Raw genomic sequence first — 13,208 nt, forward strand, 5'->3', positions numbered from 1 at the left:
CCGCAAAACTTTATGCTATTCCAAATCAGAACAAATGCTGAGATACTCGATTAAATTATTACTTCATTATTTAAAGTATAAAATTGTACCCATATAAATCAATTCATCTCTTCATTCAGCAACGCCACCCTAATGATTGTATGTTGGCGACAGGTAGTTTAAATGGTTTGATTCAGCTATGGGATGTTGCGTCTGGGTACTCTACTAGAATTTTACAAGGTCACACAGATTGGGTATGGTCAGTTAGCTTTAGTCCCGATGGTTCAATATTAGCGAGTAGCAGTGATGACAAAAGCATTAAGCTGTGGGATGTTATTTCTGGTGATTGTATTACAACCTTATATGGTCATAGCGGTGGAATATCATCAGTTAGCTTTAGTCTAGATGGTCAAACCTTGGCTAGTGCTGGTAGAGACAAGAGCTTGAAGCTGTGGAATATTCACGAGCATAAATGTGTAAAAACATTAGAAGGTCACACTGACGAAATCTGGTCAGTTAGTTTTAGTCCAGATGGCAATACTTTAGCTACAGGTAGTCAAGACTGCTTGGTTAAGTTATGGGATGTGGGTAAAGGTAAATGTATAACAACTTTGTCAGGTCACACTGATGGAGTCTGGCCATTGAGTTTTAGTCCAGATGGTAAAATGCTCGCAAGTGGTAGTGTTGATGGCTCAATTCAATTGTGGGATATCAGTAACTTTACTTGTGTAAGAGTGTTGCAAGAGCATACTTCTACTGTATGGTCAGTTAGTTTTAGCCCTGATAATTACACCTTGGTATCTGCCAGTTCTGACCAAACAATTCGCTTATGGGATCTCAATAACTTTACCTGTGTAAGAGTTTTACACAGTCATAGTAGTAAAGCATGTTCTGTTAGTTTTAATTCTCTAGGTAATATCTTAGCCAGTACTAGTCAAGATGATGTGATTAAGCTTTGGGATGTGGGAACAGGTGAGTGCATTAAAAACCTGAAAGTCGATCGCCTTTATGAAGGGATGAACATCAGGGGTGTGACTGGGTTAACAGCAGCACAGCGATCTGCGCTTTTGGCTTTGGGAGCGGTGGATGGTGTTGGTTAAATTTCAGATTTAAACCAGTTTTAGGTAAAGAAAAAAGTGTACTGGAAATTTGAAAGTTTAATATTGGTTAAATGACAAAAATTTACTACCGAGGAATGGCAGAGAAAGATGGAAAACCGAAAATAGGACGTAGCGCTCGTTTATTAGGGGTTAGACTCGGTATTGATATTGATGTTGAACAAGTTCCTAGAGATTGGTTGGACGAGCAAGGGTATTTGTTAGCAGAACCACAACGCAATAATTCAGGCTACATTGTCGCTGTTGCAATCAGAAACGATAAAGGTATGTCTGTTTCTCTTTCAATAGAAAGTTTACCCGCATTTCGCAGACCTGCTATTTTTGGAGGGACTGGACTCGACCCTTTGTGGCAAATAGAATCTAGTAAAATTACTGGAGAACTTCAAGCAGTTCAGGATAGTGCTACCCATGTCAGCATACTACCAATAACTACAATGTTATTAGAAAAATATGAAACCGCACTTGCGAATACAAAGAATGACTGGGAAAGAGTTTGATCGGCTAAATTATAATCATTAGGAGGCAGATTATGGCAATTATATTTAGCTTATCAGTTGAATGTGGTTCCGATGAGGTTAGCGCAACGCAATTTTCCCAACATTTTGATAACTTAGAATGGGTTCTTGCTAATAATCAACGTTCGCAATTAGTTGTTAATATTTTTCAGGATGTAGAAGAAAATTGGTGGTGTAGAATTGTTCCGAGTGTAATTAGTTCTTTGGGTATTGATACTCCAGAAACGGCGTTTATTATGACTGAATTAGGTCTCATGCTTTATCAACGCCTAAAATCCGCTCCAAGTTTTCGTTACGCTTTGGTAGGTATAGAAGTAGATGAATTTAGAACTTATAGTGAATTAATTGAAAATCCCTCTGAGCTAAATTTTCCAGGATTAGTTATAGCCGAAAATATTTGGCAAAAACTTGGCTCATCAAAGATGTTTAGACCCTTTAGTTTAGGCTATGTTTGGAAGCCTTATGAGGGTGAAGTTTATAAACCACTAATAACATCATTAGATTTAAAAAATAAACTTCTAGAATTGCTGATTTTGCAATAAATTCAGTAATAAATCTTGAAGCATCGCCTTTATGAAGGGATGAACATCAGGAGGGATTTTTAGAGGGGGCGATCGCATTTTTGATACGATTGGTAAGAGGGCGATCTCCTTGACAAAGAAAGGTTGAGGAATATGCACTTTTTGGCATTCCTTAATATTTGATTGTGGACTATTTAGAATTAGGTGGTGTAGTACATAATTGATTTTGTATATTATTTAGCTTCTCGTTTATTTTCTTGAATTCGTCTTGTTCGATAATAATTGGATTGTTTTTGCCTAAACTATCTGTTAATTGTTGCAATTCTTTTACTTTTTTAACTGTATCTTCATTTACCTGTTTCATCTGACATATATTTACTAAAGATTCTTTGAAGCCCTTGTTTGCAGGAGTTCCTAATACAAAAAAATTGAAGAAACTTGAAATAATTATAATTAATGATATAAGCAATGCTATCACAGGTAACTGTTTATTTCCCCAAAAAACATTTAACCACCAATGAAGATTATTTTCACCAAAACGATTATAAATAGAAGCTTTATAATCATATATTTTATTCGTAAAATATCGCCATCCAATACTGGAAATAGGAGCAATTGTAAGATAAAGTAAATTTAAAATTCCTTTATTTGTATTAATTAAAGCAGATGTTGAAATTATGATACCAACTAAGTACATAAATATAAAAGCAATAGATATTCTTTGATTTTTATATACTTCTAACTCTAATTCTGTTTTTTCTTCGGAATCAAAATATGCCATAGTACTTTCTACCTTGTTTTTTTGAGTAAATCTGCAAGATATGCACGCAGTAATAATACAGAAAATCTGCTTTTTTGTTTTGAAGCACCTTCTATTGGCGATTGACCAACAAAAGAGTCATAATTAGAAGATACACCTAAAAAATGTGCTTTTTGATAAGAATTAGCCAATATACTTACCAATTTTTCTATTATTGGATTATTTGTATAATTATCTTTAACTTGCTCATATTTATCACCCCACAAATCCATCTTGTTGGCAACAATTACTATATGTTGAATTTGAATTTTTGGAGGCTGGCATTTAGTTTTTTTGACAAAAGCTTCTAACCAGTCCATTTCTTCTTTTTTTGTATATTTTAGATATTCATCTTTATTGTCAAATTTTATTGCTTGATTATGCAAATCATGTCCTCTTTGTAGCAAAGGATCATCTACAGTCTCAAGATACGAATTAGCTAATACAAGACAAAGTATTTTAGGAGGATAACGTAAACATTCATCTATAAGCATTGAATTACTATCTTGATGTCTTATTCTACCTGGAGTATCTCTTACACAAACTACCTCATTACAAATAGTGGTATATATTTCTTTTATCCCTGGCGTTGATAGTTTAGATTCTTTAATTTCCCCAGAAACAAAAGCATTAACCAAGGTTGTTTTTCCAGCACCACTAGGGCCTAAAAACATTGCTCCGCGATGATCTACAGGTTTTAATTGCGCTAATATTCGATTCCACTGATTCTCATTTTTTGATAAGAATTTAAGTGCTTTTTTTGCTTCTTCTTGTTGTTCTAAGGAAACCTTCTCTTTAATAACATCTTCATCATTTACACAATTGGCAAGTTCGATAATTGCCTCTGGAGATAACTTTGCACCAGAATTTAAAATCGTTTTAACAACATGCTCTTTTCCAGAATTAAAAAGAGCTTTAGCAGCGAGATTAAGTAATGTAGGAACTATCGCTTCCATGATATTTGGATTCCCTCATTATGAAATTCACTTGGTTTACTTCTATTTTTTAACTTAAAATCTATCTAATTAAAAAAAAAGCAACTATTAGAAAAAGCAGTAAACCTATTACCATCCACATAAAAAACTCAAAACCATTCTTCGGAGTTCTAACTTTCATACTATCACGTAATAATAGATAATGCAAAGTTTTAATTTCAATTTATAAACCTTTTCTTACACCTTATAGGTTTAAATTATTGGTTTAGTAAAGAAAACATGGTTTATAAAAAAAGAAATTAAATCAAAAATGTCAGTTAATCTTAATCAAGATTATAATTTATTTCATAATCAATTATCTACCCTTAATAAGTGTCATTTAAAATGAAATAAAATTGATGAGCAATGTAGTTCTTACATATTCCAGTTTCCGTACTTTACCTTACTTACACAAGGCAACTTTAGCAAGTTTAAGTTCAACTTAAACCTTTTGTAAAAAACGAGTGCGATCGCCACATCAACTCCATCATCACAAGTGCGATCGCTCAATACCTCTACTCACTAGAATGACTAACTAGGATTGACAGTAAGAATGTTTGTACATGAATCCGGGGAACAATTATGAACAAAGAGTTCTTTGCATTCATTAGCAACAGCATCCTCAAAATAAATAGGCGTGCTTTTTCCTGGAGCTAAAGAAAAACTTTCATCATAATAATTTGATCCATTCTGCCCACAATTACTCCTCCACTTGCCAACTTTAAAAGAAACTTCTTCTTGTATACGATTACCAATTTTAATGTTGTCTGATTTATAGTTATCTTTTGCACATCGCCATTCACTATTTTTATGTATTTGACATTGTGTAGCTACAGCAAAGCTTGGTGGTGAAAAAATACAGAACATAAGCACGAAGGCTGCAAAAATCGAAAGTAGACGCAATTTCATAATAAAGACTCTGCCTTGAATAAGTAAGTGTTAGGTAAAATGAAACCAAATCGATGAGCGATTGAGTTGTTGCATATTTACAGTTTGCGTACTTTCACTTGCTTACACAAGGCAACTTTAGCAAGTTAAGTTCCAACTTAAGGCTTTTGTAAATAAACAAAAACGATCCGCCACATCACCCCATCACCAGAAGCGCGATCGCCCACATCAACCTCATCATCAAAAATGCGATCGCAGTAACTAGTTATACTAGATACTGATACAATCAAACTATTAGATAAATTTATAGCTAGACTTATAGCTAATAGATTGATTTAAAAAATAACAGAGCTAGATGATGCAAATCACTGTTGAGGTATCTGAGGAGCTAGGACAGCAATTACAGCAGTTCCAAGACCGCTTACAAGAGATAGTAGAACGCGGTCTAAAAGAGTTATTGAGCGAACAGTCTGGCCATTTTCTTGATGAGAAACAGATCATTGCGTTATTAGCTAGTCAGCCTACACCAGAACAAATTTTAGCAATCCGCCCATCACCAGAGTTTCAGGCTCGTGTCAGTGATTTGTTAGCACAAAGTAAAGCAGGAACACTTTCAGCGAAAGGTGAAGCTGAACTAGAACGCTATCTGACCATAGAACATCTTGTCCGGATGGCAAAAGCTCATGTCTTTGAGCAATTACGCCACAACCCATGACTTAATGTATCAGCCCAGTTGCGGAAACTCGTAATTGAACGAGCCAACCAAAGATGTGAGTATTGCTTATTTCCTCAAAGTGCTGCGCTATTTAGCTTTGAGATGGAACATATTATCGCTGAAAAACATCGTGGCACTACTGAACCAGAGAATTTAGCTCTCGCCTGCCCATACTGTAATCGTGCAAAAGGTACTGATTTAGGGTCAATCGATCCTGAAACGGGGAGGCTAACACCATTTTTCAATCCAAGGACTCAAAAATGGAGCGATCACTTTCAGCTAAATCGAGCAGAAATTAAACCATTGACAGCAGAAGGGCGAGTAACTGTTGCAATTCTCCAATTTAATCAATCAGAGAGATTAGAAGAACGTAACAGGTTAATTTCGCCAGGTTAGTATTTTTAGGTTTACATTTCAATGCAATCGCAAAGCATAATGGTAAAACTCTTCATTCTTTATGTAATCTCGCGCTTCATAGAGTTTCTGCGCGGTTATGTTAGAAATTTGAGTAGCTAAAATTACTCGAACTGCTCCACTCCCTTTTGCGTATTCTTCCGCAGCACTCATCAATAGTTTTGCAATTCCCCTCCGGCGATAAGACTCTTCCACATACAAATCGTTCAATATCCATACTCGTTTCATCGACACTGAAGAAAAGCTGGGATAAAGCTGAGTAAATCCAACTAATTCCCCATTGTCATTAGCCGCAAATACTATTGAGTCATTATTCTTGAAACGTTCTTTGAGAAACTCTTTGGCAGCTTCAAGGTTTGATGTTTGATTGTAAAAAATACGATACCGATCAAATAGTACTGAAACACTTTCAAGATGATTAATATTAGCCAAGAAAACTTCCATTGACTGTCCTCATCACTTCAATGCAGTTTACACCTATAGACTGTTCAGAGCGTTGCAACTAATTTAAAGAATATTGATACTGTAAGTTACTTTACTTCTTACCCAGATTATGAGCGTAATTTCTTTAACTGAAAAATGTATAAAATACAAATTAGTTGTGCATTAGGAGTAGGTTAGGTTGTAGAACAAAACCTAACTTCCAAAATCTATTACAACATTTTAGACTAGACACGCTACTACGTGTCTGTTCAAAAATCAAATATGATTCCTATAGCTGATTACTATCAGAGTATTTGCTACATCCAAATAATATAAAAATGATGAAAGACATAACCCGTCGCCAATTTATCGCCACAGCCACCCTGACAACAGGCTTTGTTTTGGCGGTGCAGCCTATTTTTGCCAAAGTGATTACCACCGATAGCAAGGGATTAACAGCTGGCGCGGTGAAAATTCCGGTGAAAGATGGTGCAATCCCAGCCTACAGAGCCGTACCTACCACGGGTAAAAATTTCCCGATTGTTTTGGTTATTCAAGAAATTTTTGGTGTCCATGAGCATATTCAGGATGTTTGTCGGCGTTTTGCCAAGTTGGGGTATTTAGCGATCGCGCCGGAATTATATGTGCGTCAAGGCGATGTGTCAAAATTAAGTAATATAGACGAAATCCGTCCGATAGTCTCGAAAGTTCCAGATGCTCAGGTGCTATCTGACCTTGATGCCACAGTCAAATGGGCTGTAAAATCAGCTAAGGGAAATGCCGATAGAGTAGGAATTACAGGCTTTTGCTGGGGTGGTCGAGTTACCTGGTTATATGCTGCACACAATCCTCAAGTCAAAGCTGGTGTAGCGTGGTATGGAAGACTCGTAGGCAATTCAACTGAACTCACACCCAAACATCCCGTGGATATTGCATCTAAATTAAAAGTCCCTGTTCTTGGACTCTACGGTGGTCAAGATACAGGCATACCTGTAGATACAGTAGAACAGATGCGCGATCGCCTCAAGTCTAGTAACAGCAAATCTAAAATTATTATCTACCCAGATGCACCTCATGCTTTTTTTGCCGATTATCGCCCATCCTACCGTGAGAAAGAAGCGAAGGAAGGCTGGCAAAAACTCCAAGCATGGTTTAAGCAGCATGGTGTGTAATTCGTAATTTGTAATTCAGAAAATTAAATTTCATTTAGGTTTCCGGACTTGAATCTGTTACTGAATTTTAGAAAATTGGTTTAAGTCCAGGAAACTATAGTACAGGCAGAAGTTTTAATACATGAAAAAGTCCAACTACTACGACAATATTGCACCGATTTATGACCAAACACGCTGGTTAACAGAGACAATAGCCGAAGAAGTAGCCGATTTTATTCTTGACTTTGTTTGTGCCACACCAGAAACATCTTTTTTAGAACCAGGCGTTGGCACAGGATTAAATGTTATTCCTTTTGTGAAACGTGGTTATTCTGTAACAGGAATTGATGTCTCTGAACAAATGCTTCATCAATGCCGGCAGAAACTAAATGGCAACCCTTCTAATTTGCAACTGATTCAAGGTGATGCCTCACAGTTACCTTTTCCAGATAACAGTTTTGATATTGTATTAACTGTTCATATGCTCCATACTATCTCTGATTGGAAAAGATTTTTAGACGAGATTGAGCGAGTGCTGAAGCCAGGAGGTTTTTATCTCAATTGTCAATGGATTACCCCACCAGCTAGAAAAGAATTTGAAGGCTATTTTAGAGAAGTGCTATCTAAGTATAAAGAATTAAAACCACAATCACAGCCTGTTAATACAGCAAGAGAAGAGGTCAATGTAGAAGGATATTTACGTCAAAAGGGATACGTATCAAATTACTTGGTAGCGAAAGAATGGACAGTTAGCAATACAGTTGAGGAACTAATAAATTTTTTTCAATTGCGAGCATACGGTTTATGTTGGGTGACTTCAGATGAAAATTTTGACTTGAGCATAAACGAGTTTAAAGAATTTTGTATCAAGCATTATAGTTCTTTGGAAAAAATTATTTCCTCTGAAGCAAAGTTTGAAATCTGGGCTTACAGAGCCGTCTAAACTGCGTTGAAATTGGCTAACTTGCCAAGCTTGGAAGTTGAACAATTTTGATATGTTGCAATTTCGCGTCTTTATTAGGAACGCTTGCGACTACAATACAACACCAAAAACACAAATAATCCCAATCCAGCTAGATATTTAACAACATCTGGCACACTAGGATTCGGAGAAAAAAAGCCTTCAATCGTACCAGCAATAATTAACATTGGCACAATCCCAAACACTAATTGTGCGGCTTGGGAACCATAGAACTTTAACGCATCACCACGGCGATATTTACCAGGAAATAAAATTGCTCTTGCTAATAATAAGCCTGCACCACCAGCAAAAAAAATAGCTGGCAATTCTAAAGAACCGTGGGGAAATACAAAAGCCCAAAAGGGATAAGCCAGATTATTTTGACCGACTAAAGTACCAACGGCACCAATTAATAAACCATTAAATACCATTAAATAAGTTGTATACACTCCCGCAGTGATTCCACCAGCAACCGCACCAAAAGATACAGAAAGATTATTAATCATGATGCTGCTGGATGCTAACGGTTCAATGCCGACAATCGACCCCATCCATAATTTATGCTCGTCTCGTACCTGAGAAATTAACCGCTGTGGTACTATCAGCGACATAAATGTTGGGTCTTGCCAAGCATACCACCAAGCCACCAATGCCCCCAGCAAAAATAAAGCCGTAGCAATGGCAATGTAGGGAAACGTTTGCTGCACTACAGATGGTAACCCCCAACGGTAGAATTCCACCGCAGCGTGCCATTCTTGTCGCCGCGAACCTTGGTAAATCTGCGTGTATGCACGAGTTGTTAAAATTTGTAGACTTTGGACTAATGTATGACCAATTTGTTGTGTACGGGCTTTTGCTAAATCTGCTGCTACTGAACGGTATAAACTGGCTAATTCTCTAATTTCCGCTGCTCGGACTGATTTTAGCCCTTTTGTTTCTATTTGTTTTAATAGGGCATCTAAACGTTGCCAATTGAGTTCTCGTCGTGTAATCCAACGTTGAATATTCATAGATTTTGGGAATATGAGGAATTAACACCCAAAAACCCGATAAAACTCACAGCATACCCTTACACATCCTCTGATGGATTACGATAACCATAAAAGTTAATACTGTATTCAGTAATCCGCACGCCTGTTTGTTGTTCAACTTGACGCAATAACTCTTCTGGTAATTCTATGTGTACATCGACGATTTGATTAGTATCAAGACAGTTCACATGGCTGTGAGCATCGCTAATATTGCCATATAAACGACCATCGCAGCGTTCAATACATTCAATAATACCTTGACTAGATAAGGCTTCTAGATTTTGATATACAGAAGTATGTCCAATGTCTTTGCCTTGTTGGTTCAGGCGATCGTAAATTTCTCTAGCAGATAGATGCTCATTTGCTTGCCATAGCAATTCTAAAATAAAGCGACGTTGGCGACTGACGCGCATACCTAGCGTTTGGCACTGTTCAAGCGCATCTTCTAGGGAACGAATTGGTTTTTTAGATGTTGTTGGCTTTTGCATATTAAAATTCGTTAACTAGTCAGAAAATTTTTCATAATTATTGCTGCTGTTTGATATGAACAAATATTACATGCTGCTGTTTTCTTATCGCTGTTTAACTCACAGTCTAAAACAATGATATTTACAGCTTGTTGAGGGGTCACTCATCATATCCCTATCTAAAACAAACTCATTACAACTTTAGCTTAAAATTCCAGTCAATGTCCACCTTGGGATAGGTGTGATTTCCATGACTTACTCTGTCGCCATAGCCATTTTTTTCATAGGATTTAGCACAACTTTTCATTTTGATAATCAAGTTTTCTTGCTCAAAACTTATGGAGTTTGGAGTAAATAAGTGAATTTTGCAATCATGCGGCTATTCATCCGAAAAACTTATTGGGATACATCCCCTATAGAAACTTCTCACAAAATTGCCCTACAGTCGTCACTAAGGCTTTTGTGCTAGAATTTTGGGGTGTTTTTACTTTTTAAGCCTTTAGGCAAGTTCAACCCCACGCATCAGGAGAATTTTCATGACGAGCAGTTACAGTGCCGATCAGATTCAAGTTCTGGAAGGTCTGGAAGCCGTCCGCAAACGACCGGGGATGTACATTGGAACTACCGGGCCGCGAGGACTCCACCATTTAGTTTATGAGGTGGTAGATAACTCTGTTGATGAAGCTTTAGCAGGACACTGCACTCATATAGAAATAGACCTTAATGCTGATGGTTCCGTGACTGTAACAGATGACGGTCGAGGTATTCCGACAGATACTCACTCGCGCACAGGAAAGTCGGCTTTGGAAACCGTGATGACGGTACTGCACGCTGGAGGTAAATTTGGTGGCGGCGGCTACAAAGTTTCTGGAGGATTGCACGGGGTTGGGATTTCTGTAGTTAACGCTCTGTCTGAAGTTGTAGAAGTGACAGTTTGGCGAGATAAAAAGGTTCATACCCAACGCTATGAACGGGGTGTACCGGTGACTGAACTGGTAGCTAAAGCGTATAAAGAAGCAAGAACTGGGACTTCTGTTAGTTTCAAACCAGATGCTCAAATCTTCACTACTGGTACAGAATTTGATTTCATTACCCTAGCTGGCCGTTTGCGAGAATTGGCTTATCTCAATGCAGGGGTTAAAATTACTTTCACAGACAACCGTTTAGAACTGCTCAAAAGCGATACACCCAAAGTAGAAACCTACGAATATAAGGGTGGAATCAAAGAATATATCGCTTACATGAACCGTGATAAACAACCATTGCATGAAGAAATTATCTATGTGCAGGGAGAGCGGAACAATGTACAGATAGAAGTCTCTTTGCAATGGTGTACTGATGCTTACACGGATAATGTTTTGGGTTTTGCCAATAATATTCGCACCGTTGATGGCGGGACGCATTTAGAAGGTTTGAAGGCGGTGCTGACTCGGACATTAAATGCGATCGCTCGTAAGCGCAATAAAATTAAAGAAAATGAACCAAACCTCAGTGGTGAACACGTCCGAGAAGGTTTGACAGCGGTAATTTCTGTCAAAGTTCCAGATCCAGAATTTGAAGGACAAACCAAAACCAAACTCGGTAACACCGAGGTGCGGGGAATTGTTGATTCTTTGGTGGGAGAAGTTCTGACTGAGTACCTGGAATTTCACCCTGGTATTGCTGATTCCATCCTAGATAAAGCTATTCAAGCATTCAAAGCCGCAGAAGCAGCACGCCACGCACGGGAGTTGGTACGGCGTAAATCTGTACTAGAATCCTCACCATTACCTGGGAAATTGGCAGATTGTAGTTCCCGTGATCCCAGTGAATCAGAAATTTATATTGTGGAAGGTGATTCAGCAGGTGGTAGTGCGAAACAAGGACGCGATCGCCGCACCCAAGCTATCCTGCCCCTACGTGGTAAGATACTCAACATCGAAAAAACTGACGATGCCAAAATCTATAAAAATAACGAAATTCAAGCGTTAATTACAGCCCTGGGTTTAGGGGTAAAAGGTGAAGAGTTCGACTCCACCCAACTACGCTATCACCGCATCATCATCATGACTGACGCGGACGTGGATGGAGCGCACATCCGCACACTGCTGCTAACATTCTTCTACAGATATCAGCGATCGCTGATTGAACAAGGATTCATCTATATTGCCTGTCCTCCTTTATATAAAGTAGAACGCGGTAAGAATCATGAGTATTGTTATAGCGATCGGGAACTGCAAGAAATCCTCGCCAAATTCCCCGCTAACGCCAATTATACGATTCAACGTTTCAAAGGTTTGGGTGAAATGATGCCAGCGCAACTCTGGGATACCACCATGAATCCAGAATCTCGCACTCTCAAGCAAGTAGAAATTGAAGATGCTGCCGAAGCCGATCGCATTTTCACAATTTTAATGGGCGATCGTGTCGCACCCAGACGTGAATTTATCGAAACCTACGGTTCTAGACTCAACTTGGCCGAGCTAGATATCTAATATCAAGCTAATATCAATTGTTATCCTGATGTGCAGTCATGATGGGTAATGGGCGATCGCTCATTACCTTTTTTATCATCCGGGACATTGTTTGCTAGAATACATAAGTATTAATTACTAAACCTATCAAGTTTATCCCAATACACTAATACATAAAAGTTTTTTGTTGTCAAGTTTTTAATTAAGTTTTAATCATGGATGCCAACCTAAACTGGTACTCCAGTAAAGTTTACAAACCATCATCAATAACTTATGTGATCAACTTTCTTATAAGCTAGAAAAGCATTTGTTATCCTGGGAGTACAAAGCTTAATCTTGTCTAACTGGCAAAATTGGCTTAGTATCCGAGGATAAAGAGAATTACATCAAGCAATAATTCCCTTGAGGAAAAAGTATTGTATTTGACATATTCGTACGTAAGCAGATTAACTAATAAATTCCGAACTCAACTTTAAACTTCTCTATGTTCAAATTATTGGTTGCTAGTGATAGGCAATTGCTAATGACAAACGTGCGAACATCGTTTATCTTGTCATAATCAAAACTATTATTTTGTCTGTATCCAACAAAATTTTGTTAAAGGTAGCCAAGTGTTTCAAATTATCAACTGCCAAATCCTTGATGAATTGATTAAAATATCTTTGTATACAATAGGAACAGTTTGTCAAGATTCATAGGGTTGAAATCTCAGCAGTGCGCTAATGTGTGAATAAGACTGAATTAGTTAAATCTTTATTTAACGCCATCCAGCAGATTCTGCCTCAACCTCAACTCCTCA

15 protein-coding genes and 1 pseudogene are annotated in these 13,208 nt (G+C 37.7%); 9 read left to right on the forward strand and 7 right to left on the reverse strand.

What is annotated here, in order from left to right:
* From IQ259_RS09105 to IQ259_RS09120, 4 genes and pseudogenes are all read left to right on the forward strand, one after another.
* Positions 1–97 (forward strand): annotated as a pseudogene (locus IQ259_RS09105) (IS1 family transposase); the annotation flags it as partial.
* Positions 84–1,079, forward strand: a complete 996-nt coding sequence (locus IQ259_RS09110; protein WP_228014450.1) for a WD40 repeat domain-containing protein — start codon at positions 84–86, stop codon at positions 1,077–1,079. The pseudogene IQ259_RS09105 and the gene IQ259_RS09110, both read left to right, overlap by 14 nt.
* Before the next feature lie 71 nt (positions 1,080–1,150).
* Positions 1,151–1,594 carry a hypothetical protein gene (locus tag IQ259_RS09115; protein WP_193883859.1) on the forward strand — a complete coding sequence of 148 codons (444 nt, stop codon included), beginning with the start codon at positions 1,151–1,153 and terminating at the stop codon, positions 1,592–1,594.
* Positions 1,595–1,626: 32 nt separating this feature from the next.
* The gene (locus IQ259_RS09120; protein WP_193883861.1) at positions 1,627–2,154 is read left to right on the forward strand and encodes a hypothetical protein; all 528 of its coding nucleotides are present in this window, start codon (positions 1,627–1,629) and stop codon (positions 2,152–2,154) included.
* A gap of 169 nt (positions 2,155–2,323) precedes the next feature.
* Here the strand turns inward: IQ259_RS09120 and IQ259_RS09125 are convergent, their stop codons facing one another.
* From IQ259_RS09125 to IQ259_RS27535, 4 genes are all read right to left on the reverse strand, one after another.
* Positions 2,324–2,914 carry a hypothetical protein gene (locus IQ259_RS09125; protein ID WP_193883863.1) on the reverse strand — a complete coding sequence of 197 codons (591 nt, stop codon included), beginning with the start codon at positions 2,912–2,914 and terminating at the stop codon, positions 2,324–2,326.
* 8 nt (positions 2,915–2,922) lie between these two features.
* Entirely contained in the window at positions 2,923–3,888 is a 966-nt protein-coding gene (locus IQ259_RS09130) for a GTPase (RefSeq protein WP_193883872.1), read from the reverse strand.
* A 549-nt stretch (positions 3,889–4,437) separates the two neighbouring features.
* Positions 4,438–4,815 carry a hypothetical protein gene (locus IQ259_RS09135; protein WP_193883874.1) on the reverse strand — a complete coding sequence of 126 codons (378 nt, stop codon included), beginning with the start codon at positions 4,813–4,815 and terminating at the stop codon, positions 4,438–4,440.
* Positions 4,816–4,952: 137 nt separating this feature from the next.
* Positions 4,953–5,084 (reverse strand): hypothetical protein, encoded by a 132-nt coding sequence (locus IQ259_RS27535; protein ID WP_255525267.1) that lies wholly within the window; start codon positions 5,082–5,084, stop codon positions 4,953–4,955.
* 65 nt (positions 5,085–5,149) lie between these two features.
* On the opposite strand from IQ259_RS27535, the gene IQ259_RS09140 reads away from it, so the two are divergent.
* Positions 5,150–5,509 (forward strand): hypothetical protein, encoded by a 360-nt coding sequence (locus IQ259_RS09140; protein ID WP_228014451.1) that lies wholly within the window; start codon positions 5,150–5,152, stop codon positions 5,507–5,509.
* 18 nt (positions 5,510–5,527) lie between these two features.
* Positions 5,528–5,905, forward strand: coding sequence for an HNH endonuclease (locus IQ259_RS09145; protein WP_193883876.1), 378 nt, complete (start codon positions 5,528–5,530; stop codon positions 5,903–5,905).
* Positions 5,906–5,923: 18 nt separating this feature from the next.
* On the opposite strand, the gene IQ259_RS09150 is transcribed toward IQ259_RS09145, so the two are convergent.
* Complete coding sequence (locus IQ259_RS09150) at positions 5,924–6,367, reverse strand: GNAT family N-acetyltransferase (RefSeq protein WP_193883878.1); 444 nt, start codon at positions 6,365–6,367, stop codon at positions 5,924–5,926.
* A gap of 320 nt (positions 6,368–6,687) precedes the next feature.
* Here IQ259_RS09150 and IQ259_RS09155 point away from each other — a divergent pair, with 320 nt between their 5' ends.
* Both IQ259_RS09155 and IQ259_RS09160 read left to right on the forward strand, forming a co-directional pair.
* Complete coding sequence (locus tag IQ259_RS09155) at positions 6,688–7,518, forward strand: dienelactone hydrolase family protein (protein ID WP_193883969.1); 831 nt, start codon at positions 6,688–6,690, stop codon at positions 7,516–7,518.
* Between the two features lie 121 nt (positions 7,519–7,639).
* Positions 7,640–8,440: a class I SAM-dependent methyltransferase gene (locus tag IQ259_RS09160; RefSeq protein ID WP_193883880.1), complete on the forward strand. Its 801-nt coding sequence runs from the start codon at positions 7,640–7,642 to the stop codon at positions 8,438–8,440.
* A gap of 74 nt (positions 8,441–8,514) precedes the next feature.
* On the opposite strand, the gene IQ259_RS09165 is transcribed toward IQ259_RS09160, so the two are convergent.
* Both IQ259_RS09165 and IQ259_RS09170 read right to left on the reverse strand, forming a co-directional pair.
* Positions 8,515–9,468 carry a stage II sporulation protein M gene (locus IQ259_RS09165; RefSeq protein WP_193883882.1) on the reverse strand — a complete coding sequence of 318 codons (954 nt, stop codon included), beginning with the start codon at positions 9,466–9,468 and terminating at the stop codon, positions 8,515–8,517.
* A gap of 59 nt (positions 9,469–9,527) precedes the next feature.
* On the reverse strand, positions 9,528–9,977 hold the full coding sequence (locus IQ259_RS09170; protein WP_193883884.1) for a Fur family transcriptional regulator: 450 nt from the start codon (positions 9,975–9,977) through the stop codon (positions 9,528–9,530).
* Between the two features lie 515 nt (positions 9,978–10,492).
* Between IQ259_RS09170 and gyrB the strand changes: the two genes are divergently transcribed.
* Positions 10,493–12,430 (forward strand): DNA topoisomerase (ATP-hydrolyzing) subunit B, encoded by a 1,938-nt coding sequence (gyrB, locus tag IQ259_RS09175; protein WP_193883886.1) that lies wholly within the window; start codon positions 10,493–10,495, stop codon positions 12,428–12,430.
* Positions 12,431–13,208 lie beyond the last annotated feature (778 nt).

This window comes from Fortiea sp. LEGE XX443, from assembly GCF_015206815.1.
Lineage (GTDB): Bacteria > Cyanobacteriota > Cyanobacteriia > Cyanobacteriales > Nostocaceae > Nostoc_B.

Excerpts from the sequence above, each read along its gene's own strand:
- IQ259_RS09115 (WP_193883859.1), top strand. The coding sequence starts at position 1,151 with ATGACAAAAATTTACTACCGAGGAATGGCAGAGAAAGATGGAAAACCG.
- IQ259_RS09120 (WP_193883861.1), top strand. The coding sequence starts at position 1,627 with ATGGCAATTATATTTAGCTTATCAGTTGAATGTGGTTCCGATGAGGTT.
- IQ259_RS09125 (WP_193883863.1), bottom strand. The coding sequence starts at position 2,914 with ATGGCATATTTTGATTCCGAAGAAAAAACAGAATTAGAGTTAGAAGTA.
- IQ259_RS09130 (WP_193883872.1), bottom strand. The coding sequence starts at position 3,888 with ATGGAAGCGATAGTTCCTACATTACTTAATCTCGCTGCTAAAGCTCTT.
- IQ259_RS09135 (WP_193883874.1), bottom strand. The coding sequence starts at position 4,815 with ATGAAATTGCGTCTACTTTCGATTTTTGCAGCCTTCGTGCTTATGTTC.
- IQ259_RS09140 (WP_228014451.1), top strand. The coding sequence starts at position 5,150 with ATGATGCAAATCACTGTTGAGGTATCTGAGGAGCTAGGACAGCAATTA.
- IQ259_RS09150 (WP_193883878.1), bottom strand. The coding sequence starts at position 6,367 with ATGGAAGTTTTCTTGGCTAATATTAATCATCTTGAAAGTGTTTCAGTA.
- IQ259_RS09155 (WP_193883969.1), top strand. The coding sequence starts at position 6,688 with ATGAAAGACATAACCCGTCGCCAATTTATCGCCACAGCCACCCTGACA.
- IQ259_RS09160 (WP_193883880.1), top strand. The coding sequence starts at position 7,640 with ATGAAAAAGTCCAACTACTACGACAATATTGCACCGATTTATGACCAA.
- IQ259_RS09165 (WP_193883882.1), bottom strand. The coding sequence starts at position 9,468 with ATGAATATTCAACGTTGGATTACACGACGAGAACTCAATTGGCAACGT.
- IQ259_RS09170 (WP_193883884.1), bottom strand. The coding sequence starts at position 9,977 with ATGCAAAAGCCAACAACATCTAAAAAACCAATTCGTTCCCTAGAAGAT.
- gyrB (WP_193883886.1), top strand. The coding sequence starts at position 10,493 with ATGACGAGCAGTTACAGTGCCGATCAGATTCAAGTTCTGGAAGGTCTG.